This is a genomic window from Azospira oryzae (assembly GCF_004217225.1).
Lineage (GTDB): Bacteria > Pseudomonadota > Gammaproteobacteria > Burkholderiales > Rhodocyclaceae > Azospira > Azospira oryzae.
In genome coordinates this window covers 1,291,785-1,316,835 of sequence record NZ_SHKM01000001.1, presented here as the reverse complement: position 1 = coordinate 1,316,835, position 25,051 = coordinate 1,291,785, and the positions used below count along the sequence as shown (strand labels likewise).

Annotated in this window: 21 protein-coding genes; 10 read left to right on the top strand and 11 right to left on the bottom strand. The window is 69.0% G+C overall.

What is annotated here, in order from left to right; translation table 11 throughout:
- The first annotated feature begins 173 nt into the window (after positions 1 to 173).
- The 5 genes from folC (at position 174) to EV678_RS05950 (ending at position 5,597) form a co-directional block, all read left to right on the top strand.
- Positions 174 to 1,490 carry a bifunctional tetrahydrofolate synthase/dihydrofolate synthase gene (gene folC / locus EV678_RS05970; protein ID WP_130458837.1) on the top strand — a complete coding sequence of 439 codons (1,317 nt, stop codon included), beginning with the start codon at positions 174 to 176 and terminating at the stop codon, positions 1,488 to 1,490.
- 13 nt (positions 1,491 to 1,503) lie between these two features.
- The gene (locus tag EV678_RS05965) at positions 1,504 to 2,241 is read left to right on the top strand and encodes an SPOR domain-containing protein (RefSeq protein ID WP_130458836.1); all 738 of its coding nucleotides are present in this window, start codon (positions 1,504 to 1,506) and stop codon (positions 2,239 to 2,241) included.
- Between the two features lie 12 nt (positions 2,242 to 2,253).
- Positions 2,254 to 2,748 (top strand): CvpA family protein, encoded by a 495-nt coding sequence (locus EV678_RS05960; RefSeq protein ID WP_014238199.1) that lies wholly within the window; start codon positions 2,254 to 2,256, stop codon positions 2,746 to 2,748.
- Between the two features lie 45 nt (positions 2,749 to 2,793).
- Positions 2,794 to 4,332, top strand: a complete 1,539-nt coding sequence (gene purF / locus EV678_RS05955; RefSeq protein ID WP_014238198.1) for an amidophosphoribosyltransferase — start codon at positions 2,794 to 2,796, stop codon at positions 4,330 to 4,332.
- Positions 4,333 to 4,409: 77 nt separating this feature from the next.
- The gene (locus EV678_RS05950) at positions 4,410 to 5,597 is read left to right on the top strand and encodes an O-succinylhomoserine sulfhydrylase (RefSeq protein ID WP_130458835.1); all 1,188 of its coding nucleotides are present in this window, start codon (positions 4,410 to 4,412) and stop codon (positions 5,595 to 5,597) included.
- Between the two features lie 339 nt (positions 5,598 to 5,936).
- Here the strand turns inward: EV678_RS05950 and EV678_RS05945 are convergent, their stop codons facing one another.
- From EV678_RS05945 to EV678_RS05930, 4 genes are all read right to left on the bottom strand, one after another.
- Positions 5,937 to 6,380 carry a YXWGXW repeat-containing protein gene (locus EV678_RS05945; RefSeq protein WP_207222186.1) on the bottom strand — a complete coding sequence of 148 codons (444 nt, stop codon included), beginning with the start codon at positions 6,378 to 6,380 and terminating at the stop codon, positions 5,937 to 5,939.
- Between the two features lie 178 nt (positions 6,381 to 6,558).
- On the bottom strand, positions 6,559 to 7,968 hold the full coding sequence (locus tag EV678_RS05940) for an efflux transporter outer membrane subunit (protein WP_130458834.1): 1,410 nt from the start codon (positions 7,966 to 7,968) through the stop codon (positions 6,559 to 6,561).
- A 2-nt stretch (positions 7,969 to 7,970) separates the two neighbouring features.
- Entirely contained in the window at positions 7,971 to 11,111 is a 3,141-nt protein-coding gene (locus EV678_RS05935; RefSeq protein WP_328590241.1) for an efflux RND transporter permease subunit, read from the bottom strand.
- Complete coding sequence (locus EV678_RS05930) at positions 11,108 to 12,268, bottom strand: efflux RND transporter periplasmic adaptor subunit (RefSeq protein ID WP_130458833.1); 1,161 nt, start codon at positions 12,266 to 12,268, stop codon at positions 11,108 to 11,110. The genes EV678_RS05935 and EV678_RS05930 overlap by 4 nt, the downstream gene beginning before the upstream one ends.
- A gap of 182 nt (positions 12,269 to 12,450) precedes the next feature.
- On the opposite strand from EV678_RS05930, the gene EV678_RS05925 reads away from it, so the two are divergent.
- Positions 12,451 to 13,161 (top strand): response regulator, encoded by a 711-nt coding sequence (locus EV678_RS05925; protein WP_205229925.1) that lies wholly within the window; start codon positions 12,451 to 12,453, stop codon positions 13,159 to 13,161.
- The gene (locus EV678_RS05920; RefSeq protein WP_130458832.1) at positions 13,161 to 14,225 is read left to right on the top strand and encodes an ATP-binding protein; all 1,065 of its coding nucleotides are present in this window, start codon (positions 13,161 to 13,163) and stop codon (positions 14,223 to 14,225) included. Before EV678_RS05925 ends, EV678_RS05920 begins: the two co-directional genes overlap by 1 nt.
- A gap of 16 nt (positions 14,226 to 14,241) precedes the next feature.
- Here EV678_RS05920 and EV678_RS05915 read toward each other — a convergent pair whose 3' ends face one another.
- Genes EV678_RS05915 through EV678_RS05900 form a run of 4 tightly spaced genes read right to left on the bottom strand, consistent with a single transcriptional unit; the run spans position 14,242 to position 18,996 of the window.
- The gene (locus EV678_RS05915) at positions 14,242 to 15,453 is read right to left on the bottom strand and encodes an ABC transporter permease (protein WP_014238190.1); all 1,212 of its coding nucleotides are present in this window, start codon (positions 15,451 to 15,453) and stop codon (positions 14,242 to 14,244) included.
- Positions 15,444 to 16,172, bottom strand: coding sequence for an ABC transporter ATP-binding protein (locus tag EV678_RS05910; RefSeq protein ID WP_014238189.1), 729 nt, complete (start codon positions 16,170 to 16,172; stop codon positions 15,444 to 15,446). The genes EV678_RS05915 and EV678_RS05910 overlap by 10 nt, the downstream gene beginning before the upstream one ends.
- Positions 16,169 to 17,455: an efflux RND transporter periplasmic adaptor subunit gene (locus tag EV678_RS05905; protein WP_130458831.1), complete on the bottom strand. Its 1,287-nt coding sequence runs from the start codon at positions 17,453 to 17,455 to the stop codon at positions 16,169 to 16,171. Before EV678_RS05905 ends, EV678_RS05910 begins: the two co-directional genes overlap by 4 nt.
- Positions 17,452 to 18,996, bottom strand: a complete 1,545-nt coding sequence (locus EV678_RS05900; RefSeq protein WP_130458830.1) for an efflux transporter outer membrane subunit — start codon at positions 18,994 to 18,996, stop codon at positions 17,452 to 17,454. Before EV678_RS05900 ends, EV678_RS05905 begins: the two co-directional genes overlap by 4 nt.
- A gap of 464 nt (positions 18,997 to 19,460) precedes the next feature.
- Here EV678_RS05900 and EV678_RS05895 point away from each other — a divergent pair, with 464 nt between their 5' ends.
- On the top strand, positions 19,461 to 20,888 hold the full coding sequence (locus tag EV678_RS05895) for a DEAD/DEAH box helicase (RefSeq protein ID WP_130458829.1): 1,428 nt from the start codon (positions 19,461 to 19,463) through the stop codon (positions 20,886 to 20,888).
- Positions 20,889 to 20,992: 104 nt separating this feature from the next.
- Here the strand turns inward: EV678_RS05895 and EV678_RS05890 are convergent, their stop codons facing one another.
- Positions 20,993 to 21,919, bottom strand: coding sequence for a LysR family transcriptional regulator (locus tag EV678_RS05890; RefSeq protein ID WP_014238185.1), 927 nt, complete (start codon positions 21,917 to 21,919; stop codon positions 20,993 to 20,995).
- Between the two features lie 108 nt (positions 21,920 to 22,027).
- On the opposite strand from EV678_RS05890, the gene EV678_RS05885 reads away from it, so the two are divergent.
- Entirely contained in the window at positions 22,028 to 22,930 is a 903-nt protein-coding gene (locus EV678_RS05885; RefSeq protein WP_207222184.1) for an MBL fold metallo-hydrolase, read from the top strand.
- Between the two features lie 91 nt (positions 22,931 to 23,021).
- Positions 23,022 to 23,678 (top strand): DsbA family protein, encoded by a 657-nt coding sequence (locus EV678_RS05880; protein WP_014238183.1) that lies wholly within the window; start codon positions 23,022 to 23,024, stop codon positions 23,676 to 23,678.
- A gap of 192 nt (positions 23,679 to 23,870) precedes the next feature.
- Here EV678_RS05880 and EV678_RS05875 read toward each other — a convergent pair whose 3' ends face one another.
- Complete coding sequence (locus tag EV678_RS05875) at positions 23,871 to 24,251, bottom strand: hypothetical protein (protein WP_043798359.1); 381 nt, start codon at positions 24,249 to 24,251, stop codon at positions 23,871 to 23,873.
- Positions 24,252 to 24,270: 19 nt separating this feature from the next.
- Entirely contained in the window at positions 24,271 to 25,002 is a 732-nt protein-coding gene (locus tag EV678_RS05870; RefSeq protein ID WP_130458828.1) for a flagellar brake protein, read from the bottom strand.
- Positions 25,003 to 25,051: the final 49 nt, after the last annotated feature.

Here is a 25,051-nt window from a genome sequence, read left to right as displayed (position 1 = left end):
TTTTCTCTCCAGCCGTAAGGCCGGAGCAAACTGTGTGGACCTGTGCCCCGGGAGGCAACAGGGACGCCATTCTTCAGCCTGCCATGGCCGAAGTCCGCGTCCCTCCTGCCTTCCAGGGTAGGTGCTTTTGACTTTCCTCTGTGATCTCTGTGCCCTCTGTGGCTAGCCTTTCTATGTCATCCCCCACCACCCTGTCCGACTGGCTCACCCATCTCGAATCCCTCCATCCCAAGGGCCAGGCCGGCATCGAGCTGGGCCTGGAGCGGGTGGCCCGGGTCAAGGCAGCCCTGGGGCAGAGCGAGTTCTGCCCGGTCGTCACCGTCGGCGGCACCAACGGCAAGGGTTCGGTCTGCGCCTATCTGGAGAACATCCTGGACCGGGCCGGCTGCAAGGTGGGCTCCTACAGTTCCCCCCATCTGCTGCGCTACAACGAGCGGGTGCGCCTCAACGGCCAGCCGGTGGCGGATGAGGCCCTGTGCGCCGCCTTCGCCCGGGTGGAAGCGGCCCGGGGCGATGAGGCCCTGACCTATTTCGAATTCGGCACCCTGGCCGCCTGGGAAGTCTTCGCCGCTGCCGGGGTCGAGGCCATCGTCCTGGAAGTGGGCCTGGGCGGCCGCCTCGATGCGGTGAACATCTACGAGCCGGACGTGGCCGTGGTCACCGGCATCGCCCTGGACCACACCGACTGGCTGGGCCCCACCCGGGAAGACATCGGCCGGGAAAAGGCGGGCATCTTCCGCCCCGGCAAGCCCGCCATCTGCGCCGACGCCAAGCCGCCCCAGTCCCTGCTGGACCACGCCGCCGCCATCGGTGCCGAGCTGAAACTCATCGGCCGCAACTTCGGTTTCGAGAAAAGCGCCGAGGACCGCCTGCAATGGCGCTACTGGCTGCGCCAGGGCGAGGCCCTGCAGCGCCGCGCCCTGGCCTTCCCCGGCCTGCGCGGCACGGCCCAGCTGGCCAACGCCAGCGCCGCCCTGACCGCCCTGGACTACCTCAAGGACCGCCTGCCCGTCTCCATGGGCGCCATCCGCGCCGGCCTCATCGAGACCGAGCTGCCCGGCCGCTTCCAGGTCCTGCCCGGCCAGCCGGCGGTGGTCCTGGACGTGGCCCACAATCCCCAGTCGGCCCAGGTGCTGGCCGACAACCTGGGCAACATGGGCTTCTACAACCGCACCCACGCGGTGGTGGGCATGCTCGGCGACAAGGACATCGCCACCACCCTGGCCGCCCTCAAAGGCAAGGTGGATACCTGGCTGCTGGCCGACCTGGCGGTACCCCGGGGCGCCTCTGCGGTGCAGCTGGCGGAGGCCGTGGCCGGCCTCGGCGGCGAGGTGCACTGCCACGATTCCCCCTACGCCGCATGGCAGGCAGCCCTGAAGCAGGCTGCCGAGAATGATAGAATCCTGGTTTTCGGATCCTTCCATACGGTGGCCGGTGTGCTGCCCCATGTGGGCCAGCGACATCGCCAACCGGGTCAAACCCCCAGCTAAAGGTGCTTCGGGCATGCAAGTGACGGACAGTGACGCACAACTGCAACTGAAAAAACGTGCCCGGCGCCGCCTGGTGGGGGCCGTGGCCTTCGTCACGTTCGCCGCCATCGTGCTGCCCATGGTCATGGACCAGGCACCGCCGCCGCCCACCCCCGACGTGCAGATCCGCATCCCCGGCCAGGACCAGACCGCCTTCAATCCCCAGGCCCTGACGACGCCGGCGCCGGCCAAGCCCTCCGCCCCGGCCAGGACCGAACTGGCACCGCCCCCCGTGGTCGCCGTGGCCCCGGCCGCCGAGGCCCCCGCCAAGCCGGCAGAAAAGCCCCCCGTCGTCACGCCCGCCCCGGTAGAAAAGCCTGCCGCCAAGCCCGTGGACAGGACTGCGGAAAAGCAGGCGGCGGAGAAGGCTGCCGCCGACAAGGCCGCCGCTGCCGAGAAGGCCAAGGCCGAGGCCGAAGCCAAGCGCGCCGCCGCCCTGCTCGGTGCCGGCAAGCCCGAAGCCGCCAAGCCGGCGGCCGCGGCCGGCCAGCACGTCATCCTCATCGGTGCCTTTGCCAACCCCGGCAACGTCAAGGTGCTGCAGACCAAGCTCAACGAAATCGGCGTCAAGTCCTACACCGAGAACCTGGATTCCCCCCAGGGCGCCAAGACCCGCGTACGCGCCGGCCCCTTCCCGAGCAAGGAAGCGGCGGAAAAGGCCCTGGATAAAATGAAGAAAATCGGTGTCAACGGCATCGTCTCCGCGAAATAAGCACGACCGGCAATGACCGCACTGGACTTTGCCATCATCGGCATCATCCTGGCCTCCCTGCTGCTGGGCGCCTGGCGCGGCGTGGTGGGCGAGATCATCGCCCTGGTGGCCTGGATCCTCGGCTTCCTCGCTGCCCGGGCCTTCGGTCCGGAAGCCGCCCAGGTGTTCCTCTCCGGCCTCATCGCCGATCCGGTGTGGCGCCTGGTGGCCGGCTACATCCTGGTCTTCGTCGGCGTCCTGCTGCTGCTGGCTCTGCTGCGGCTGGCGGTGCGGGGCCTGATCCGGGCCCTCGGCCTGGGCCTGGCGGACCGGCTCCTGGGCGTGGTCTTCGGCGTGGCCCGGGGCGCCCTGATCGTGTTGTTGCTGTTTGCCGCCGGGGGCATGACTTCCCTGCCCAAGGCGAGCTGGTGGGCCCAGGCCCAGTTGGCGCCGCCCTTCGAGACGGCGGTGCTGCTGGCCAGGCCCTGGCTGCCCGACGAGGTGGCGAAAAGGATCAAGTACCGGTAGCCTCCGGCTTCCGGCCCAAGTTTTGTAACAGACAGGTGGTGTTCTATGTGCGGTATTCTCGGGGTCGTCGCGACCACGCCGGTTAACCAGCTCCTTTACGATGGCCTCATGGTGCTCCAGCACCGGGGCCAGGACGCCGCGGGCATCGCCACGGCGGAAGGCAATACCTTCCACATGCACAAGGGGCCGGGGCTGGTGCGGGACGTGTTCCGTACCCGCAACATGCGGGCCCTCCCGGGCAACTGGGGTATCGGCCATTGCCGTTATCCCACGGCAGGTTCCGCCTGGAACTTCGCCGAGGCCCAACCCTTCTACGTCAATTCCCCCTTCGGCCTGACCCTGGCCCACAACGGCAACCTGACCAATGCCGAAGTGCTGAAGGAGGAAATGTTCGTGCAGGACCTGCGCCACGTGAACACCAACTCGGATTCCGAGGTGCTGCTCAACGTCCTGGCCCATGAACTGCAGGCCGCCGCCAAGGGCGCCCGCCTCGATCCGGACATCATTTTCCGCGCCGTCGCCGGCGTGCATCGCCGGGTCCGCGGCGCCTACGCCGTGGTGGCCATGATCGCCGGCTACGGCCTGCTGGCCTTCCGCGATCCCTTCGGCATCCGTCCCCTGGTGATGGGCCGCAATCCGGTGGAAGAGGGCTACGAATACCTGATCTCCTCCGAGTCCGTGACCCTGGATACCCTGGGCTTCGAGGTGATGCGCGACATCGCCCCGGGCGAGGCCGTCTTCATCGACCTGCAGCGCAACCTCTCCAGCCGCCAGTGCGCCGACAAGCCGGTGTACGCCCCCTGCATCTTCGAGTACGTCTATCTGGCCCGCCCCGACTCCCTCATGGACGGCGTCTCCGTCTATGAAACCCGTCTGCGCATGGGCGAGTTCCTGGCCGAGAAGGTCAAGCAGGTGCTCAACCCGGCCGACATCGACGTGGTCATTCCCATTCCCGACTCCTCCCGGCCCTCCGCCATGCAGCTGGCCCAGGCCCTCAACATTCCCTACCGGGAAGGTTTCGTGAAGAACCGCTACATCGGCCGCACCTTCATCATGCCGGGCCAATCCACCCGCAAGAAGAGCGTGCGCCAGAAGCTCAACACCGTCTCCCACGAGTTCAAGGGCAAGCGGGTGCTGCTGGTGGACGACTCCATCGTGCGCGGCACCACCAGCCGGGAAATCGTCGAGATGGCCCGGGCCGCCGGCGCCCTCAAGGTGTACTTCGCCTCCGCCGCGCCGCCCGTGCGCTACCCCAATGTGTACGGCATCGACATGCCGACCCGGGGCGAACTCATCGCCACCGGCCGCACCGATGACGAGATCGCCAAGGAAATCGGTGCCGACGCCCTGGTGTACCAGGAGCTGGACGCCCTCAAGGCCGCCGTGCGCGCCCTCAATCCGGAGCTGACCTGTTTCGACACCTCCTGTTTCGACGGCACCTACGTCACCGGCGACATCACGCCGGCCTACCTGGACAAGGTGGAGAACGGCCGTGGCGGCAAGGGCAAGTCCAGCAACGAGGATGACAGCAATGCCACCCAGCAGCTGGACCTGAACCTGATGGGCAACAACGCCGAACACTGAGCGCCCACCGGAGCAGAGAAAAAACCACCAGGCCCGTTCCGGATTTCCCGAACGGGCTTGGTCATTAAGGAACCCCCATGAGCATCGACAGCAACAACGACTGGCAGCTGGAAACCCTGGCGGTGCGCGCCGGCCAGGAGCGCAGCCAGTTCAACGAGCATTCCGAGGCGCTGTACCTGACCTCCAGCTTCGTCTTCGAGAACGCGGCCCAGGCCGCCGCCCGCTTCTCCGGCGAGGAGGAGGGCAATGTCTATTCCCGCTTCTCCAACCCCACCCTGAGCCTGTTCCAGGACCGCCTGGCAGCCCTGGAGGGGGCCGAGAGCGCCATCTGCACCGCCAGCGGCATGTCCGCCATCATGTCCCTGGTCATGGCCCATCTGAAGGCCGGCGACCACGTGGTGGCCTCCGCCGGCCTCTTCGGCGCCACCATCCAGCTTTTCAACAACATCCTGGCCCGCTTCGGCATCAGCACCACCTACGCCAGCCAGACCCGTCCGGAAGAGTGGGCCGCCGCCATCCGTCCCGAAACCAAGCTGTTCTTCCTGGAGACGCCCTCCAACCCCCTGACGGAAGTGGCCGATATCGCCGCCCTGGCCGAGATCGCCCACGCCAAGGGCATCCTGGTGGCGGTGGACAACTGCTTCTGCACCCCCGCCCTGCAACGGCCCCTGGAACTGGGCGCCGACCTGGTGGTGCATTCGGCCACCAAGTACCTGGACGGTCAGGGCCGGGTCCTGGGAGGCGCCGTGGTGGGCTCGAAGAAACTCACCGAAGAGGTCTTCAAGTTCCTGCGCACCGCCGGGCCGACCCTCTCCGCCTTCAACGCCTGGGTCCTGGCCAAGGGCCTGGAAACCCTGAAGATCCGCATGGCCGCCCAGTCCGCCAATGCCCTGGAGCTGGCCACCTGGCTCGAAGCCCACCCCAAGGTGGCCCGGGTCTTCTACCCCGGCCTGGCCTCCCATCCCCAGCACGCCCTGGCCATGCGCCAGCAGAAGAGCGGCGGCGCCATCGTCTCCTTCGAGGTCAAGGGCGGCAAGCCGGAGGCCTGGAAGGTGGTGGACAACTGCCGTCTGCTCTCCATCACCGCCAACCTGGGCGACGTGAAGACCACCATCACCCACCCGGCCACCACCACCCACGGCCGCATCAGCGCCGAGGCCCGGACCACCGCCGGCATCGGCGACGGCCTGCTGCGCATCGCCGTCGGCCTGGAAGCGGTGCAGGACCTGCAGGCCGATCTGGAGCGGGGCCTGGCCCAGCTCTGAGGCCGTCGGGACGGCCTTGCCGGCCGCGCGTCGCAGATGAGAAAGCCCCCGCTTGCCGGGGGCTTTTTCTTTGGCAGCCACACATTTGATCTGCCATCCCGGAGAGAGCGAACCGCCCTCCCCAAAGGGAATGGGTTCGCGCTGCCGGCGGCCGAAAACAGCATTGCCCCAGGAGGCAATAGGGACGGGAATGTCAGCCGTGCCATGCCGAAGAAGGCCGTCCTTATTGCCTCTCAGCCATGGTGGCTTTTACCCCCGAAACAGGCGCGGACTACCGGCAAATGCCCCGGGCAGGTTAAGCATGTCATTCCCTTTTCTTCGGCAATGGCGGGGACCGACCTAGTGGTGGTGATGGCCCCGGGGCGGCGGCCCGCCGTGCCAGTTCCCCGGCCCCGGGCCGTAGCCGGGTCCCGGATGATGGTGGTGGCGGGGCTGCCAGTTGCCCTCGTTGAAATACCAGTGTTGGTGGCGCTGCTCCCAGCGGCCCGGCACGTAAATGTAGCCCGGGCGCTGGCGCAGCCAGCGGCCTTCCAGCCAGACGTAGTTGTAGCCGTCCCAGGCCCAGTAGCCCGGGGCCCACAGATAGCCGCCCCGGGGCGGCGGCATCACTTCGTAGCGGGGCGGCGGGGGCGGGGTGCCGATCTCGATACCGATGGCCAGGCCGGCGGGCATGGCCCGTACCGACCATTGATCGGCCCGGGCCGGCGCCGTCACCAGCAGGGTGGCGGCCAGGGCCAGCAGCAGGCGGGCGAGGCGGGGAGGGATGAAACGGGGGGTAGGCATGGCAATCTCCGCAGCGGGAGACAGGAGGCCTCCCTTGGCGGAAATAACGCCGGGCCCCGGCGCCCCGTTGAGCCCGGACACAATTTGTTGCCATTGGGCCGGCGGCAGGCGCCGGCCTCGCCTTAGCCCTACGGCCTGTCTGCCATGCCGGGCTGGAGATCGAGAGCTGCTGCGGCCCTCAGCCCTGTTCCAGGCGGCCGCCGCCGAGGGCCTTGTAGAGGCCGATGGCGTTGCGGATGTCGTCCCGCCGTAGTTCCAGCAGACCCAGTTGGGAGGCATAGGCCTGGCGCTGGGCGTCGAGCAGTTCCAGGCGGCTGTCCAGGCCGGCCCGGTAGCGCAGGGTGGACAGCTCCCGGCGCCGCTCGGCGCTGGCCACGGCCCGCTCCTGGGCCTGGATCTGGCGGCCGAAGGTGGCGCTGCCGGCGAGGCCGTCGCGCACTTCGCGGAAGGCGGTCTGGATGGCCTTCTCGTACTCGACCACGGCGGCCGAGCGGCGCAGTTCGGCCAGCCGCAGTTCGGCCCGCAGGCGCCCGCCCTGGAAGATGGGCTGGCTGATCTGGGGTGTGAAGGCCCAGGTCTGGTGGGCGCCGGCAAAGAGGCTGCCGAAGGAGGGGCTGATGGCGCCCACGGACAAGGTCAGCAGCAGGCGCGGGAAGAAGGCGGCGCGGGCGGCGCCGATGTCCGCGTTGGCGGCGATGAGGGCCTGTTCCGCCTGCTGGATGTCGGGCCGGTGGGCCAGCAGGTCCGACGGCAGTCCCGGCGGCAGCTGGGTCAGCACCGGCTGTTGGGCCAGGGGCGTGGGTGGCGGCAGGTCCGCCGGCGGCTCCGTGCCGAGCAGCAGGGCCAGGCCGTTGCGGGCCTGGGCCAGGGCCCGCTGGCGGCTTTCCAGATCGGCTTCGGCGGTGGCGACCTGGCCTTCGGCCTGGGCGATGTCCAGGCCGCTGCTCTGCTGGGCCAGCTTCAGCTTGCGCGCCAGGTCCAGGGACTGGCGCCAGTCCGCCAGGGTCAGTTCGGTCAGGCGCAGTTGCTCGTCGGCCAGGCGCTCGGCGAAATAGGCCTCGGCCACGGCGCCGATGAGACTGAGGCGGGCCGCCCGCAGGCCGTGCTCGCTGGTCAGGTAGCGGGCGAAGGCGGCTTCCGAGAGGGAGCTGACGCGGCCGAACAGGTCCACCTCGAAGGCGCTGATGCCCAGGCTGGCGGAACGGGTCTCCTGGATGGCGGTGCTGTTGCCGCCGTCGCTGGAGCTGCGCTGGCGCGAGCCTTCCAGCCCGGCATCGACGCCGGGCACCCGGTAGCTGCGCTGGATGTCGTACTGGGCCTGCATCTGGGAGACGTTGAGCACGGCCAGGCGCAGGTCCCGGTTGTGTTCCAGGGCCACTTCGATCAGGCGCTGCAGGCGCGGGTCGCCGAACATGCGGCGCCAGCCGATGGCGGCGGCGGAAGCAGTCGCCGATTTTGCCGTCGCCTCGTCAACCGGGGCAGTGCCGTAGGTGTCGGGCACGGGCAGGGCCGGCTTTGGCAGCGCCGGCGCCAGGGAACAGCCGCCGAGGGCCAAGAGGAGGGAAAGGCTGAGGGGAGATAAACGCATGGTCAATCCTTGTTCCAGCGCTGGCGCAGGCGTTGCAGGGTGGCGGAGGCGGCCAGCCGCTCGCTCAGGCTGAGGACGAAGACGAAATACACCGGCACCAGGAACACGGCCAGCACGGTGGCGGTGATCATGCCGCCGAAAACGCCGGTGCCGATGGCGTGCTGGGTCTCGGCGCTGGCGCCGCTGGCCAGCATCAGGGGCACCACGCCCAGGGCGAAGGCCAGGGAGGTCATGAGGATGGGCCGCAGGCGCAGGCGGGCGGCCGCGGCGGCGGCCTCGATCAGGCCCATGCCCTGCTCGTGCAGCTGCTTGGCGAATTCGATGATGAGGATGGCGTTCTTGGCCGAGAGGCCGATCACCGTGATCATGCCCACCTTGAAGAAGACGTCGTTGGGCATGCCCCGGGCGTACACCGCGAAGACGGCGCCGATCAGGCCCAGGGGCACCACCAGCATCACCGCCAGGGGAATGGTCCAGCTCTCGTATAGGGCCGCCAGCACCAGGAACACCACCAGCATGGAGAGGGCCATCAGCAGCGGCGCCTGGGCCGCCGACTGGCGCTCCTGCAGGGACTGGCCGGTCCACTCCACGGCGAAGCCGGGCGGCAGCTTCGCCGCCAGGCGCTCCATCTCGGCCATGGCCTCGCCGCTGGAGGCGCCCGGGGCGGCGCTGCCGGCAATGCGCACGGCCGGATAGCCCAGGTAGCGCACCAGCTGCAGCGGCGCATCGCTCCATTGAGGCGTCACCACCTCGCTCAGGGCCACCATGCCGCCGGCGTTGTTGCGCACGTGCAGGCGCAGGATGTCCTCCACCTGCATGCGGGAACGGGCCTCGGCCTGGATGATGACCTGCTGCATGCGTCCCGCATTGGGGAAGTCATTGACGTAGAGGGAACCCATGGCGGTGGACAGGGTGTCGCTGATGTTGGCGAAGGAGACGCCCAGGGCCTCGGCCTTCTGCCGGTCGATGTCGAGGCGGACGCTGCTGCCTGGCGGCAGCCCTTCCGGATAGACGCCGGTTACCAGCTTGCTTTCCGCGGCCATGGCCAGCAGCTGCTGCTGGGCTGCCATGAGGGTGGCGTAGCCCTGGTTGGCCCGGTCCTGCAGGCGCATGGAAAAGCCGGACGAGGTGCCCAGCTCCTCGATGGCCGGCGGCATCAGGTTGATGACCATGCCTTCCCGGGCCACGCCCATGGCTTCCTGGGCGGCCATCACCTCGGCGGGGGCGGTGGCGCCCTGGCGTTCGTGCCATTCCTTGAGGGTGGTGAAGATGATGGCGGCGTTGGGGCCGGAGCCGGAGAAACCCCAGCCGAGCACGGCCTGCACCGCCTCGATGCCGGGACGGCCGACGGCATGGGCCTCGAAGGCCTTGACCACGTCCAGGGTGCGCTCCGTGGTGGCATCGGAGGGCAGCTGGATGGAGGTGATGAAGTAGCCCTGGTCCTCCTCCGGCAGGAAGGCCGAAGGCAGCTGCCAGAAGCCCAGGGCCAGCACCCCGGTGATGGCCAGGAAGACGGCCATGGCCCGACCGCTGCGCCGTACCATGGCGACCACCCGGGTTTCGTAGCGGCCGGTCATGCGCTCGAACATGCGGTTGAACCAGCCGAAGAAGCCGCCCTTCTCGTGGTGGGCGCCGTCCACCGGCTTGAGCAGGGTGGCGCAGAGGGCCGGCGTCAGGGTCAGGGCGAGGAAGGCGGAGAAGAGGATGGAGACCGCCATGGACAGGGTGAACTGGCGGTAGATGACGCCGACGGAGCCGCCGGCCAGGGCCATGGGAATGAACACGGCGATCAGCACCAGGGTGATGCCGACCACGGCACCGGAGATTTCCTTCATGGCCTTGAGGGTTGCCTCCCTGGGCGACAGCCCCTCGCTGGCCATGAGGCGCTCCACGTTCTCCACCACCACGATGGCGTCGTCCACGATGATGCCGATGGCCAGCACCATGCCGAACATGGTCAGCACATTGACCGAGAAGCCGGTGGCCAGCATCACGGTGAAGGTGCCGAGCAGGGCGATGGGGGCGACGATGGCGGGAATGAAGGTGTAGCGCACGTTCTGCAGGAACAGGTACATCACCAGGAACACCAGCAGCATGGCTTCGAGCAGGGTCTGGGCCACCTTCTCGATGGAAATCTGCACGAAGGGGGCCGTGTCGAAGGGCACCGAATAGCTCATGCCCGGCGGCATGGTCTTGGCCAGCTCGGCCAGGCGCGCCTTGACCGCGGCCGAGGTGCGCACCGCATTGGCGCCGGGGGACATCTGCACCCCCAGGGCGGCGGCGAGCTTGCCGTTCTCCCGGTTCGACTCGCCGTAGCTCTGGGCGCCCAGGGCGACCCGGGCGACGTCGCCCAGCACCACTTTGGAACCGTCCGGATTGGCCCGCAGGACGATGGCGGCGAACTGCTCGGGGGTCGTCAGCTGGCCCTGCACCGAGACCGGAAAGGTGACCCGCTGGCCTTCCACCGTGGGGGCGCCGCCGACCCGGCCCGGGGCGATCTGGGTGTTCTGCTGGGTCACGGCGTCGCTCAGGTCGCTCATGGAAAGCTTGTAGGCCACCAGCTTGGCCGGGTCCACCCAGATGCGCATGGCGGCTTCGGAGCCGAACAGCTGCACCCGGCCGACCCCGTCCACCCGCCGCAGTTCCTCCACCATGTTGCGCGCCATGTAGTCGTTGAGGGCCACCTCGCTGTGGCGGCCGTCGTCGGACTTGAGGCTGATGAACATGAGGAAGGAGGAGGCCGCCGATTCGAACTTGAGGCCGTTCTGCCGCACCACGGCCGGCAGGCGCGGCTCCACCGTCTTGATGCGGTTCTGCACGTCCACCTGGGCCAGCTCCGGGTTGGTGCCCGGCTTGAAGGTGGCGGTGATCTGGGCGAAACCGGAGGTGTCGGTGGAGGACTCGAAGTAGAGCAGGTTCTTGACGCTGGAAAGCTCCCGCTCGATCAGCCCCACCACCGCGTCGTTCATGGTCTGGGGCGTGGCGCCGGGATACACGGCATAGATGCTGACCATGGGCGGCGCCACCGTGGGGTAGCGGGCGATGGGTAGCTGGGGAATGGCGATGAGGCCCAGCAGGATGATGAAGAGGGCGATCACCCAGGCGAAGATGGGGCGCCGGACGAAGAAGGCAGGCAGTCTCATGGCGCCACCGTCTTGCCGTCAGCGGCCAGGGCCCAGGGCTGGGCCGAGACGGGCATGCCCGGCTGCAGCCGGTCCTGGCCTTCGACGATGACCCGCTCGCCGGCGACGAGGCCGTTGCGCACCAGGTACTGGCGTTCCACCAGCTTGCCCAGTTCCACGTTCTTGACCCCGGCCTTGCCGTCCTGGCCCACCACCCAGATCCGGGCCTGGCCGGTGGAGGAGCGGGACACGGCCTGCTGCGGCACCAGCAGCCCCTGGATGTCGCCGCCCTGGGGCACTTTGGCCCGCACGAACGTGCCCGGCAGCAGATGCCGCTCCGGGTTGTTCACCCGGATGCGGATGACCACGTCGCCGGTGCCCGCATCCACATTGATGCCGGAAAAGAGGATGTGGCCGGAGACCGGATAGGGATTGCCCTGGGCGTCGAGGATTTTCACGTTGCCGTCCTTGCCGCCGTCGCTGCTGGCGCTCTGGCCGGCGGATTTGCGGATGGCTTCCAGCATGGAGGCCGGCTGCCGCACATCCACATAGACCTGGTCGATCTGCTGCACCCGGGCCATGGGGTTGGCGTCGCTCTGGCCCACCAGGGCGCCCTCGGTCACCAGCTCCTCGCCGATGCGGCCGGCGATGGGGGAACGGATGGTGGCGAAGTCCAGGTCCAGTTGCCGGCGCGCCAGGGCGGCCTTGGCCTGGGCCACGTCGGCCGAGCTCTGGTTGTACTGGGAGAGGGCGTCGTCGAAGAGCTGCTGGCTCACCGCATCCGCATCCACCAGGGGCTTTAAGCGGTCCACCTGCAGCTTGGCCCGCTCCATGGCGGCGATGGCCCGCTTCAGGGCCGAGGCGGCACTGTCCACCTCGGCCTTGAAGGGTGCCGGGTTGATCTGGAACAGCGGCTGGCCGGCCTGCACTTCGGCACCCTGCTCGAACAGCCGGCGCAGCACGATGCCGCCGACCTGGGGCCGGATTTCCGCCGTGCGCAGGGCGCTGACCCGGCCGGGCAACTCGTCTTCGAGATGGACCGGGCGCGTTTCCACGACGATGGTGGATACAATGGGCGGCGGCATTTCCTGGGGGGGCTCCCCGCCGCCGCAGGCGGCCAGGGTGAGGGCGAACAGGGAAACAAGGAACGGCCGCAGTTGCGGTAAGCTTTTTTTCATGGCTTGGGGCTGGGTCCTGCGAAGGGCAGGGACGGCATAGTGATGACCGGGCCAGTGTAGGCGGATGAAATTGACTATCCGTGGCGGAAATGTGGAGAAATGATGGAGAAGCGCCCAGGAAGGAAAGGGACATTGCCGGAAGCATCGGCACCCCGGCTGCGCCCGGAAAATGGGAGGCGGCGGTGAATTCCCCGGCGGCCCTGGTCCTCGTTGCCGAGGACGAACCGGAAATCGCCGACATCCTGCGGGCCTATCTGGCGCGGGAGGGGCTGCGCAGCGCCCACGCCGCCAACGGCCGGGAGGCCCTGGAACTGCACCTCTCCCTGCGGCCCGACCTGCTCCTGCTGGATGTGCGCATGCCCCTCCTGGATGGCTGGCAGGTGCTGGCCGAGGTGCGCCGCCGCGGCAGCACGCCCATCATCATGATCACCGCCCATGACCAGGATGTGGACAAGCTTTCGGCCCTGCGCATGGGCGCCGACGACTACGTGGTCAAGCCCTTCAATCCGGCCGAGGTGGCGGCCCGGGCCCGGGCCGTGCTGCGCCGCACCCTGGGCGGCGGGGAGGGGAATGGGGGAGCCGGCATCCTGCGCACCGGTCCCCTGGAAATCGACCTGGACGCCTTCCGCGTCAGCGTCCGCAGTGATCAGGGTGAGCAACTCCTGGCCCTGACCCTGACCGAGTTCCGCCTGCTCGCCCATCTGGCCCGCATGCCGCGCCGGGTCTTTTCCCGCAGCGAGCTGCTGCACGCCTGCCTGCCGGAGAGCGATGCCCTGGAACGGACCGTGGACAGCCACCTGAGCAAGCTGCGGCGCAAGCTGGAGGAGGCCGGGGTCGGCGGCCTGCCGGTGAGCGTGCGCGGCGTCGGCTACTGCCTGGAAGGGAATGCCTGATGTTTCCCGGCGGCCTCAGCCGGCAGCTGGTCATCTCCATGTCGGCGGTGGCCCTGGGGGTGACCCTGTTCATCCACGTCAGCTTCTACATCTTCTACGCCGTGGCCATGGAGGTGAATCCGGCCATGGTCTCCTCCACTCCCGATGCCTGGCCCCCCACCGGGCCCGAATGGGGCTGGATGATCGGGGTCACCCTGGTGGGGCTGCTGGGGGCCGTGTATACCGCCTCCCGCCTGGCCCGGCGCATCCTGCAGCCCCTCAATTCGGTGGCCGACAGCGTGCGTCGCCTGGCCCACGGCGACCTGGATGCCCGGGCCGAGGCCGGCGCCAACGCCCTGGGCGAAACCGCCGTCCTGGTGCGGGACTTCAATGCCATGGCCGAGCGCCTGCAGCGCATGAGCAGCGAGTTTTCCACCTGGAACGCGGCCATCGCCCACGAGCTGCGCACGCCGGTGACCATCCTGCGCGGGCGTCTGCAGGGGCTGGCGGAGGGCGTGTTCGAACCGGACCCGGTGCAGTTCCACAGCCTGCTGACCCAGGTGGAAGGCCTGTCGCGGCTGATCGAGGACCTGCGGGTGCTGAGCCTGGCCGACAGCGGCCACCTCAACCTGCACCTGGAGCGCAGCGACCTGGCGGCGGAAATCCTGCGCATCGCCAGCCTGCTGGAGCCGGAACTGGTGGCCGCCGGCTTCCGCCTGCGCCTGCGGCTGGAGGCGGCGCCGGTGCTGTGCGACGTCACCCGCATCCGGCAGATCGTCATGGCCCTGCTCGACAATGTGCGGCGCTATGCCCAGCCCGGTGAGATCACCATTTCCTGCCGCCTGGGGGAGGGCGCTTTCGTCTTCCAGATCGAGGACGACGGACCCGGGGTGCCGGAAGAACTGCTGCCCCATCTGTTCGACGCCTTCCAGCGCGGCGACGATTCCCGCAGCCGGGCCAGCGGCGGCAGCGGCCTGGGCCTGGCGGTGGTGCGGGCGGTGGTGGAAGCCCACGGCGGCCGCATCCGCTGCCTGCGGGGCAGCCGGGGCGGCGCCCTGTTCGAGGTGGTGCTGCCCCAGGCCTAGACCCGGGGCGGTGGCCTCATTCGTGGCGCAGGGCCTCGATGGGGTCCAGGCCGGCGGCGCGGCGGGCCGGGACGTAGCCGAAGATGACGCCGATGGCGGCGGAGAAGCCGAAGGCCAGCAGGTTGATGCCCGGATTGAAGAGGAAGGGCATGCCCATCAGGGCCGAGAGGCCGAGGCAGGCGAGCAGGGCCAGAATGATGCCGACCAGGCCGCCGAAGGCGGAGAGGGCCACGGCCTCGATGAGGAACTGCAGCAGCACCTCGTTCTCCAGGGCGCCGATGGCCAGGCGGATGCCGATCTCCCGGGTGCGTTCGGTGACCGACACCAGCATGATGTTCATGATGCCGATGCCGCCCACCAGCAGGCTCACCGCGGCCACGGCGCCGAGCAGGGTGGTCATGGTGCCGATGGTGCCGGAGAGGGCTTCGGCGATCTGCTTGGTGTCCATCAGGTTGAAGTTGTCGTCGTCGTTCTCCGCCAGCTTGCGCCGCTCCCGCATCAGCTGCCGGATCTGCTCCATGACCCGGGGGGAACTGGCGCCGTCCTTGAGGGACAGCATCAGGGTGGAGACGTCCTGGGTCTTGCCGGTGAGGCGGCGCTGGGCCGTCACCAGGGGCATCAGCACCACGTCGTCCTGATCCATGCCCATGGCGCCCTGGCCCTTGCTGGCCAGGATGCCGACGATCTCGCAGGAGAAGTTCTTCACCCGCACCGCGTTGCCCAGGGGGCTCTGGCCGGCGAAGAGCTTTTGCTTGACCGTGTTGCCGATGACGCACACTGCCTTGCCGGCGCGCATTTCCTCGTCGCTGAACTGGCGGCCGGCGGCCAGCTTCCAGTTGCCGGCGACGAAATAGGCGTTGGTGCTGCCGGTGACGCTGGAAGACCAGTTCTCGGCGCCGGCCACCAGGGTCACGGTGCTGCTCACCACCGGCGCCACGGCCTTGAGGGAGGGCACCTGGGTGAGCAGGGCCTCCACGTCGGCGGCGCGGAAATTGGGGGCGCCGGCGCTGTCCCGTCCGGGGCCGAGGCGCTGGCCGGGGCGCAGGATGAGCAGGTTGCTGCCGAGGCTGGAAATCTGCTCGGCCACCATGCGGGTGGCGCCGTTTCCCAGGGTCACCATGGTGATGACGGCGGCGACGCCGATGACGATGCCCAGCACCGTCAGGAAGGAGCGCATCAGGTTGCGGCGGATCTCCCGCAGGGCCAGGAGGATGGCGTTCAGGAACATGGGGCGGGCTCCGCGGTGCGTTCGTCGCTGGCCACCCGGCCGTCCACGAAATGGACGATGCGGCTGGCGTAGGCGGCCATGTCGGGCTCGTGGGTGACCATGGCGATGGTGATGCCCTGTTCCCGGTTCAGCCTCACCAGCAGTTCCATGATTTCGTGACTGCGCTGGCTGTCCAGGTTGCCGGTGGGCTCGTCGGCGAGGAGCACCAGGGGATTGGTGACGATGGCCCGGGCGATGGCCACCCGCTGCTGCTGGCCGCCGGAAAGCTCGGCCGGGGTGTGGTGCTCCCAGCCGTTGAGGCCGACCCGGGCCAGGGCTTCCCGGGAGGCCCGGTGCCGCGCTTCCGGCGACTCGCCGCGGTAGAGCAGGGGCAGTTCCACGTTCTCCTGGGCCGAGGTGCGGGCCAGCAGGTTGAAGCCCTGGAAGACGAAGCCCAGGTAGTGGCGGCGCAGCAGGGCCCGCTGGTTGCGGGAGAGGTCCTGCACCGGCACGCCCTGGAACAGGTAGTCGCCGCTGCTGGGGCTGTCCAGGCAGCCGAGGATGTTCATCACCGTGGATTTGCCCGAGCCGCTGGGGCCCATGACGGCGACGAAGTCCCCTTCGGCAATTTCCAGGTCGACGCCGCGCAGGGCCTGGAACTCGGCCTGGCCCTGGCCGTAGGTCTTGGTGATGCGGCGGAACTGGATCAGGGGCGGCGCCGCGCCGTTGCCGGAACTCACGGGCGCATCTCCTGGTATTCGGTGATGACGGCCATGCCCGGCTGCAGGTCGCCGCCCAGTATCTCCGTATAGCGGCCGTTGCTGACCCCCGGGGTGACGGCCACGGCCACCGGCTGGCCCTCCTGCAGTACCCACACCTGGGTGGCGGCGGCGCCGTTGTCCTTGCGCTTCTTCTCCGGCTCCCGGGGCGGCCCGGGCATGAGGCGGGAGAGGAGGCTGCGCTGGTCGCCGCCGGCCGCCTGGGGCGGGGTGAAGCGCAGGGCGGCGTTGGGCACCAGCAGGGCTTTGTCCCGGCTGGCGGTGATGATCTCGGCGGTGGCGGTCATGCCCGGGCGCAGGGCCAGGTCGTTGTTGGCCACCTTGAGCACGGTCTTGTAGGTGACCACGTTGTCGGTGGTGGTGGCGCCGATGCCGACCCGCTGGATCTGGGCCGGGAACTTGCGCCCGCTCCAGGCGGAGACGGTGAAGCTGGCCTGCTGCCCCACCTGCACGCTGCCCACGTCGGCCTCGTCCACCTTCACCTGCAGTTCCATCTGGGTCAGGTCCTCGGCCAGGGAAAAGAGCACTGGGGTGGTCATGGCGGCGACCACGGTCTGGCCCGGTTCCACCTTGCGCGTCAGCACCACCCCGTCCACCGGGGAGCGGATGGTGGCCTTGGCGATATTGGTCTCGTCCGACTTCAGGGTGGCCCGGGCCTGGGTCACCGTCGCCCGGGCGCTGGCCTCGTTGGCCTGGGCCCGCAGCAGGGTCGCTTCCGCCGTTTCCAGTTCGGTCTTGGCCGGCACCTTGCCGCCGGACAGCTCCGCCACCTGACGCATGCGCGAGAGGCTGGCCCGGGCCTCGGCCACGGTGGCCACGGCCTGGGCCACGCTGGCTTCGGCGGCGGCCACGGCGGCCTGGGACTTGACCACCTGGTCCTTGAGTTTGGAGATGTCCAGCTGGGCCAGCAGCTGGCCCTTTTTCACCTGCTCGTTCTCCTGTACCAGCACCGACTCCAGGGTGCCGGAAAGCTCGCTGCCCACGTCCACCGACTTGGTCGGCGCCAGGGTGCCGCTGGCGGAGACGGTGACCACCAGGGGGCCGCTGTCCACGGTTTCCGTGAGGAACTGGCCCTGGCTCTTCTTGCCGCCGGAAAGAAGCAGGGCGAGGGCCAGCACGGCGATGGCGCCCCCCGCCAGGAAGCGCTTGGGATAACGCTGCCAGAGGGGCTGGGCGCCGCTGCCGGCGGCCTTCTTGAGGAGGTCCTGGAGGGCGCCGGTGGGGTTGTCCTGGGGCGAGGTCATGGGGCGGTCTTTTCCTGTGTCGAAAGGGGTGTGGCAGCGGAGGCAGCGATGGCGTCCGCCGGGGCCTCGGGGGCGCTCCAGCCGCCGCCGAGGGCCTTGTAGAGCTGGATCACGGCGCTGAGCACGGCCAGGCGGGCCGTGGCCAGGCTGTCCTCGGCGCTGAGGCGGGTGCGTTCGGTATCCAGCACCTTCTGGAAGTCCGTCAGGCCGGCCTGGTACATCTGCCGCGCCAGCTGGGCCGCGTTGCGGGCCGCCTCGGCGGCGCGGCGGCGGGTGGCCTCCTGCTCCCGGCCGGCGGCGTAGGCGGCCAGGGCGTTTTCCGTATCTTCCAGGGCCGTCAGAATTTTCTGCTCGTAGGCGATCAGGGCCTGTTCCTGGGCGGCGTCCTGCACCGCGATGCGGCTCTTCAGGCGGCCGCCGTCGAACAGGGTGGCGGCCAGGGTGCCCGCCAGGGAGCGGGCCACGGTGCCGCTGCCGCCCAGGGCGCCGGAGGTGAGGGCCTGCCAGCCGAAACTGCCGCTGAGGGTGAAGCTGGGATAGCGTTCCGCCACCCGGGCATGGACCCGGGCCGTTTCTGCCGCCAGGGTGCGCTCGGCGGCGCGCACGTCGGGGCGGCGGCGCAGGGCGTCGGCGGGAATGCCGACGGCAATCTCCCGGGGCGCCGCCGGCAGGGGCCGGGCGCTGCCGAGCCGTTCCTGCAGGCTGCCCGGGGTCTGGCCCAGGAGCACGGCCAGGCGGTTCTGGGAGGCGGCGACGTTGCTCACCAGGGCGGGAATGGTGGCCCTGGTCTGTTCCAGGCTGGTGCGGGCCTGTTCCACGTCCAGTTCGGTGGCCAGGCCGGCCTGCTGCCGCCACTGGGTGATCTCCAGGGTTTCGGCCTGGCTGCTGGCGTTGTCCCGGGCGATCTGCAGGCGTTCCTGGTAGGTGCGCAGCTCCACGTAGTTGCGCGCCACCTCGCCCACCAGGGTGACCCGGGCGTATTCCAGGGTGGCGGCCTGGGCGGCCACGTCCGCATCGGCGGCGCTGACGTCCTGGCGCACCACGCCGAAGATGTCCGGCTCCCAGCTGGCGTCGAAGCCGGCGTCGTAGATGGTGGTGCGCCGGCTGCTGCCGCCGCTGACGGCGGGACTGGCCTTGCTGCCGGTGGCGCCGGTGGAGGCGCTGAGGCCCGGGTAGTAGTCGGCGGCGGCCAGGTCCCGGCTGGCCCGGGCGCTGCGCAGCTTGGCCTGGGCGCTGCGCAGGTCCGGCGAGGCGGAAAGGCCCTGGGCGATCAGCTGGTCGAGCAGCGGGTCGTTGAAGCGGGTCCACCACTGGGCCAGCACGGCAGCCTCATCGGCCTCGGTGGTGGCCTCCGCGGTTGTCTCGGCCCGTGCCGGGGCTGGGCCCTGCCATTGCTCCGGCACGCTTACCTGCAGGCGGCGCTGCTCCAGGTCCGGTGCCGGGGTGAACAGGGTGCAGCCCCCCAGGCTGCCGGCCAGGGCCAGCAGGAGCAGGGTGCGGCCGGCGGGGCGGCGGAGGAAGGGGGGCGGGGAGAGCGGCATGGGATTCCGGTGGGGGCGACGGTGGGCCAGGACAGTGGTGGAGAAGAGCGGAACGGCGGGTGCCGACGGGACGCTGCGGCGGCCCGGATTGGCCGCGGGCAAGCCGCTGGCAGGCAGTTTGCCTGGGGGCCGCAAGCGGCTCGGATGCGGCCCGGTGATTGAATCTTAACAATTATCCCCGGACCTGCCGGGTGGCCGGCGGCCGTTTTTGCAGACATTTACATCCGTGTAAGCGAAGGTTTCCGGCAACCCGGGGGCGAATGGCGGCCCGGGGGGCGGGGGACCGTGCTACACTGCGCGCCTCGCGTCGCCGTAATCAGTCACGGCGGGCGTCGTGATTTCGTTGAAATCCCTCCGGCCGGGCCCTCTGCCCGCCGCGTGAATTACCCCATCCCCGTAGTTCGCCTCGACTGGTTCGTGCCGCAGCGCACGCAGGGCCCAAGGGCTACCCACCAGGAGCATCCATGCTGTTTACCGATCTCGGCCTCAAGGCCGAAATCCTGCGCGCCATTGCCGAGCAGGGTTACACCGAACCCACCCCCATTCAACAACAGGCCATTCCCGCCGTCCTCGCCGGCCGCGACCTGATGGCCTGCGCCCAGACCGGCACCGGCAAGACCGCCGGCTTCACCCTGCCCATCCTGCAGCTGCTGTCCCAGGCCCAGGCCGGCGAAAGCCCCCTCAACCGCCTGGCGCGCAAGCCCCGGGTGCTGATCCTGGCGCCGACCCGGGAACTGGCCCTGCAGGTGGAAGAAAGCGTCCGTACCTACGGCCAGCATCTGCCCCTGAAGTCCATGTCCATGTTCGGCGGTGTCGGCATGAATCCCCAGATCGCCGCCCTGAAGCGCGGCGTGGACATCCTGGTGGCCTGCCCGGGCCGCCTGCTGGACCACATCAACCAGCGCACCCTGGACCTTTCCGGCATCGAAATCCTGGTCCTGGACGAAGCCGACCGCATGCTGGACATGGGCTTCATCCGCGACATCCGCAAGATCCTGGCCCTGCTGCCGCCCAACGGCAAGCGCCAGAACCTGCTCTTCTCCGCCACCTTCTCCGACGAGATCAAGGAACTGGCCAGGAGCTTCCTGCACGACCCCCAGTCCATCGAAGTGGCCCGCCGCAACACCACCGTGGAAACCGTCAGCCAGAAGGTCATTCACGTGGACCGGGAAAAGAAGAAGGACGTGCTGCTGCACCTCTTCGAGAACCGGGGCTGGAACCAGGTGCTGATCTTCACCCGCACCAAGCACGGCGCCGATGCCCTTTCCCGCCGCCTGGACAAGGAAGGCATCCGCTCCGCCGCCCTGCACGGCAACAAGACCCAGGGCGCCCGGGTGCGGGCCCTGACCGAGTTCAAGGAAGGCAAGCTGGTGGCCCTGGTGGCCACCGACATCGCCGCCCGGGGCATCGACATCGACCAGCTGCCCTATGTGGTGAACTACGAGCTGCCCAACGTGGCCGAGGACTACGTGCACCGCATCGGCCGCACCGGCCGCGCCGGCGCCGAAGGGGAGGCCATCTCCCTGGTCTGCCACGACGAGCGGGACAACCTGCGCAGCATCGAACGTCTGATCAAGAAGGACCTGGAGAAGGAAGTGCTGCCCGGCTTCGAGCCCAGCGCCAACCCGACCCCGGCACCGCCCCAGAACCGCGGCGGCCAGCGCCAGGGCCAGGGACAACGCCAAGGCCAAGGCCAGCGCCAGGGGCAGGGCCAGCCGGGCCGCAGCTTCGGCAACAACGGCGGCGGCAACCGCAGCGGCGGTAACGGCGGCAGTGGCGGCCGTGGCCAGGGCGGCGAAGGCCGCAGTCGCAGCGGCGGCGGTGCCGCCAGCGGCAACGGCGGTACGCCCCGCAGCGGCGGCAACCACCGCAACGGCACCCGGCACCACTAAGCCAGGGCGATCCCCATGAAAAAGGCCGGCGCAGCAATGCGCCGGCCTTTTTTTCGTCTGGCGCCGGGGCGGCACCCTGGCGGGGCCGTCGTCGCCCCGGCCGTTCAGGAGAGGTCGGGCAGATCGAGTCCCCGATCCCACGGCGCCGGATCGCCGGCAAAGCGCTCGGCGAGGAAGTCCACCAGCAGGCGCAGGGCCAGGGGCTGGTGCTGGCGGGAGAGGTAGATGGCGTGGATGCCCAGCACTTCCGGTTCATGGTCCGGCAGCAGGGGCACCAGGCGGCCGGCGCCCAGGTCGTCCCCCAGGTAGTAGGTGGGCAGCATGCCGATGCCGGCGCCGCACAGCACGGCCCGCCGCAGCACCGCCGTCTCGTTGGTGTGGAAGCTCCAGTTCACCGGCACCGCAAGGTCGGCGCCGTTGCGCGTGAACCGGTACTGCTTGCCGATGCCGAAGGCGTGGGCGATGCAGCGGTGCCGCTGCAGGTCCTCGGCCGTTTCGGGCTTGCCATATCGTTCCAGGTAGGCGGGCGCGGCACACAGCAGGGAACGGCAGCGGGCCAGGGGCCGCGCGATCATGGCCGGGTCCAGGGTGTTGGTGATGCGTACCGCCAGATCGACCCGTTCCGCCACCAGGTCGGTGGGCTTGTCCCCCACCGAGAGGACGATTTCCACCTGCTCATGCTGCCGCTGGAAGTCCGCCAGGGCCGCCGTCAGCTGGGCGTCGGCAAAGGAGCCGGCGGTGGTGACGCGCAGCACCCCGGCCGGCTCCCGGTTGCGGGCCGCGGCCAGGTGCCGGGCCTCGGTGGCTATCTCCAGCAGTTGCCGGCAGGAGGGCAGGGCGGCGAGGCCGGCGTCGGTGAGGCTGACCTTGCGCGTGGTCCGGTGCAGCAGGCGGGCGTCGAACCAGTCCTCCACCGCCGCCAGGTAGCGGCTGACCATGGCCGCCGACATGTCCAGGTGCTCGGCGGCCTGGGTCAGGCTGCCCCGGTCGGCCACTTCAACGAAGACGCGTACGGCGGTCAGGCGGTCCATTTGATCGATTTGTGCAATAAATAATCAACTGGATCGAACTTTATCAACCATTTTGCAATAGATAAAGTTCGCCCTGTCATCACAACCCATCCATGCACGGAGACTTCCATGTTTTCCCTCAAGCGCATCGCCCGCTTCGCCATTCCCGCCCTGACCCTCGGCATCGTCGCCCCCGGCCATGCCCAAAGCCAGGGTGCCGCCCGGACCCCGGCGCCGCTGCAGGTACAGGTGTACAACGCCGACGGCCACAGCTTCCACGTCAATGCGGTGGTGGTGAGCGGCAAGAGCGAAGCCGTGGTCATCGACACCGGTTTCACCCGGGCCGATGCCCTGCGGGTGGCGGCCAATGTGCTGGACAGCGGCAAGACCCTGACGACCATTTTCATCAGCAATGCGGACCCGGATTTCTATTTCGGGGCCGAGGTGCTCAAAGCCCATTTCCCCCAGGCCCGGGTGCTGACCACGCCGGCGGTGCGGGAAAAGATCCAGGCCAAAATGGCCGCCAAGATGGCCTTCTGGGGGCCGAAAATGGGCGCCAACGGGCCCCGTCAGCCGATCGTGCCGGAACTGCTGCAGGGCACCCGCCTCAGCGTCGACGGCGAGACCGTCGAAGTGCGCGGCACCAGCGGCGAGCTGGCCCATCGCCCCTATGTGTGGATTCCGTCGCTGCGGGCCGTGGTCGGCAATATCGCCATCTTCGGCAACCTGCACGTCTGGACCGCCGATACCCGGACGGCGAGCCAGCGCCAGGCCTGGTTCGCCCAGCTGGACGAGATCGAGGCGCTGCAGCCCGCCCTGGTGGTGCCGGGCCACATGGCCCCCGGCACGGCCCTGGATGCCAGCGCCATCGGCTACACCCGCAGCTACCTGCAACGCTTCGACGCGGAAGCTGCCAAAGCCTCCAATGCCGCCGAGCTGATCGCCGCCATGCAGCAGGCCTACCCCCGGGCCGGTCTGGGCGTGGCCCTGGAGATCGGTGCCAAGGTCAACAAGGGCGAGATGCACTGGTAAGCCCTCAAACCCTGCGCCAGCACCGCGCCGCTGCCATCCGGGCGGCGGCACGATCCTGATTTGTCGCCTCCATCCAAGGAATTCCCGAACCATGACTGCCCCGATCCTGCATTACCTCTACGACCCGCTGTGCGGCTGGTGCTATGGCGCCGCCCCCTTGGTGCGGGCGGCCCGCGATGTCTTGCCGGTGCGGCCCCGCAGCGGCGGCATGATGGCCGGCGCCCGACGCCAGGCGGTGACGCCCCAGCTGCGCGCCTATGTCCAACCCCATGACCAGCGGATCGCCCAGTTGAGCGGCCAGCCCTTCGGCCCTGCCTACACGGACGGCCTGCTCCGGGACAACGGCGCCGTCTTCGACTCCGAGCCGCCCACCGCCGCCATGCTGGCCGCCGAGCAGCTGGCCGGCCGCGGGCTGGACATGCTGGCCCGGTTGCAGGTGGCCCACTATGAAGAAGGCCGCCGCATCGCCGAGCCGTCGGTGCTGGTGGAACTGGCCGCATCCCTCGGGCTCGATGCCGCCGCCTTTGCCGAGACTCTGACGCAACTGTCGGGCGAGGCGGTGCAGGCCCATTTCCGCGACACCCGGGAATTCATGGCCCGGGTCGGCGCCCAGGGCTTTCCCACTTTCGTCCTCGAAACGGCGGAGGGCCTGCAGAGCATCGACGTCTCCGCCTACCTGGGGCATCCCCAGGCCTTCCAGGAGCGTCTGCGCCAGCGTGCCGGGCCGCCCGCTGGGAGCGCTGACTAGGTTTGTCCGCTCTGGAACCGTAACAGCAAGTGCTACGAGCAAGACCAGCCGGGGCGGTGTTTCAGGAGCGGTGGCAACCTCAGCAATGACAGTTGGCGCCGCCCCCATTCGCCTAGGGCAAGGCAAGAAAAAAGCCGAACGTTCCGTTCGGCTTTTTTCTTGGTGATATGCCCGTCGCTTATGCCCGTCGCTTCAGCGCTTGCCTTTTCTTTCCTGCAACAGGCGAAGGTACCAGGCGCCGAGCTGTCTTGCTCCCGTATTTAGCAGCAGCCAGCAGGACAGGGGCAGGGCAATGTATAGGCCAGGAATTATGAGGAACAGACCGTGGTCGACCAGGGGCGTGAAATCCAGGCCCCAGCGCCAGCAATCGTGCAGGTCCTTGCTGTGGCCTTGGCAAGCGAAGAAATTCACTCCGGCAAGCCCTAGCTGCCAGCCTCCTGTGGTGTACAGCAGGGGGAGAGCGGCGAGGGCGTAACGCGTCGGCCAGGAAAATCTGTCTGGCCAGCGAGCCAGGCAAAGCGGTGGTGCCAGGAGAACAGCAAGCAGTATGGCCGGCGGCAGGTAGTGCAACATGGCGGCTTCCGCTCTGGTTCTAAGTTGCCGCGTCCTGCTCCAGCAGCTTCTGGTAGACGAAGGCGGTGAGGGTGATGCGGTCCTGGGCTTCGCCGCCGACAAATTCCAGGCCGTAGCCGATCATGCCGGGGCCCAGGTCTTCGCCGCCCGGATTGACGGCGCGGATGACCGCATCCAGGGTCACCAGGGAAATGATGTCGGCCAGGGCGATCTTGAAGGAGAGGCGGATGCTGTCGCCCTGGAGCCCCAGGGGATGGGGCGAGGCCAGCATGGCGCCGGAGATGCTGACGTTGCGGATGCTGGCGGCGCAGGCGTCCGGACTTTCCTGGCCCTGGGCGTCGAGGCGGCGGGCGCTGGCGATGAGATTGACCTTGGCCCGGGCGCCGCGGCGCACCACCAGGGCGCGCACGTCCTTGGGGTAGGACAGGTGCAGGTAGGGATAGGGTACGGCCACGGAACGCACCACCGTGGTGGAGAAGGCGTAGGCGTTCTTGCCGGAGAAGGCCCGCACCACGTAGTTCTGGCCGTCCCGCACGAAAATGTAGGCGCCGTCCACCTTGGGCGTGCTGACCAGGACGCTGGCGCCCTTGGTGAAGCCGATCAGCTTGACGTAGTGGCGGGCGGCGTTGGCGTCGCCGTTGGGTTGCAGCTGCAGGGCGTCGCCTATCTGCAGGCGGGCTTCGTCCAGGTTGACCCGGTTCTCGGCGGGGATTTCCGGAGCGATGTCCTTGGCGGGGGCGGGATCGGGCATGGTCGGGGCGCTATGGTTATACGGGGCCCTGGGGCCTGTGTTGTGGCCC

Coding starts and splice junctions, on each gene's coding strand:
- EV678_RS05950 (WP_130458835.1), top strand. CDS start 4,410: ATGAGCATCGACAGCAACAACGACTGGCAGCTGGAAACCCTGGCGGTG.
- EV678_RS05915 (WP_014238190.1), bottom strand. CDS start 15,453: ATGTTCCTGAACGCCATCCTCCTGGCCCTGCGGGAGATCCGCCGCAAC.
- EV678_RS05945 (WP_207222186.1), bottom strand. CDS start 6,380: ATGCCTACCCCCCGTTTCATCCCTCCCCGCCTCGCCCGCCTGCTGCTG.
- EV678_RS05875 (WP_043798359.1), bottom strand. CDS start 24,251: ATGTTGCACTACCTGCCGCCGGCCATACTGCTTGCTGTTCTCCTGGCA.
- EV678_RS05965 (WP_130458836.1), top strand. CDS start 1,504: ATGCAAGTGACGGACAGTGACGCACAACTGCAACTGAAAAAACGTGCC.
- EV678_RS05870 (WP_130458828.1), bottom strand. CDS start 25,002: ATGCCCGATCCCGCCCCCGCCAAGGACATCGCTCCGGAAATCCCCGCC.
- EV678_RS05895 (WP_130458829.1), top strand. CDS start 19,461: ATGCTGTTTACCGATCTCGGCCTCAAGGCCGAAATCCTGCGCGCCATT.
- purF (WP_014238198.1), top strand. CDS start 2,794: ATGTGCGGTATTCTCGGGGTCGTCGCGACCACGCCGGTTAACCAGCTC.
- EV678_RS05935 (WP_328590241.1), bottom strand. CDS start 11,111: ATGAGACTGCCTGCCTTCTTCGTCCGGCGCCCCATCTTCGCCTGGGTG.
- EV678_RS05890 (WP_014238185.1), bottom strand. CDS start 21,919: ATGGACCGCCTGACCGCCGTACGCGTCTTCGTTGAAGTGGCCGACCGG.
- EV678_RS05885 (WP_207222184.1), top strand. CDS start 22,028: ATGTTTTCCCTCAAGCGCATCGCCCGCTTCGCCATTCCCGCCCTGACC.
- folC (WP_130458837.1), top strand. CDS start 174: ATGTCATCCCCCACCACCCTGTCCGACTGGCTCACCCATCTCGAATCC.
- EV678_RS05905 (WP_130458831.1), bottom strand. CDS start 17,455: ATGACCTCGCCCCAGGACAACCCCACCGGCGCCCTCCAGGACCTCCTC.
- EV678_RS05960 (WP_014238199.1), top strand. CDS start 2,254: ATGACCGCACTGGACTTTGCCATCATCGGCATCATCCTGGCCTCCCTG.
- EV678_RS05920 (WP_130458832.1), top strand. CDS start 13,161: ATGTTTCCCGGCGGCCTCAGCCGGCAGCTGGTCATCTCCATGTCGGCG.
- EV678_RS05930 (WP_130458833.1), bottom strand. CDS start 12,268: ATGAAAAAAAGCTTACCGCAACTGCGGCCGTTCCTTGTTTCCCTGTTC.
- EV678_RS05940 (WP_130458834.1), bottom strand. CDS start 7,968: ATGCGTTTATCTCCCCTCAGCCTTTCCCTCCTCTTGGCCCTCGGCGGC.
- EV678_RS05880 (WP_014238183.1), top strand. CDS start 23,022: ATGACTGCCCCGATCCTGCATTACCTCTACGACCCGCTGTGCGGCTGG.
- EV678_RS05900 (WP_130458830.1), bottom strand. CDS start 18,996: ATGCCGCTCTCCCCGCCCCCCTTCCTCCGCCGCCCCGCCGGCCGCACC.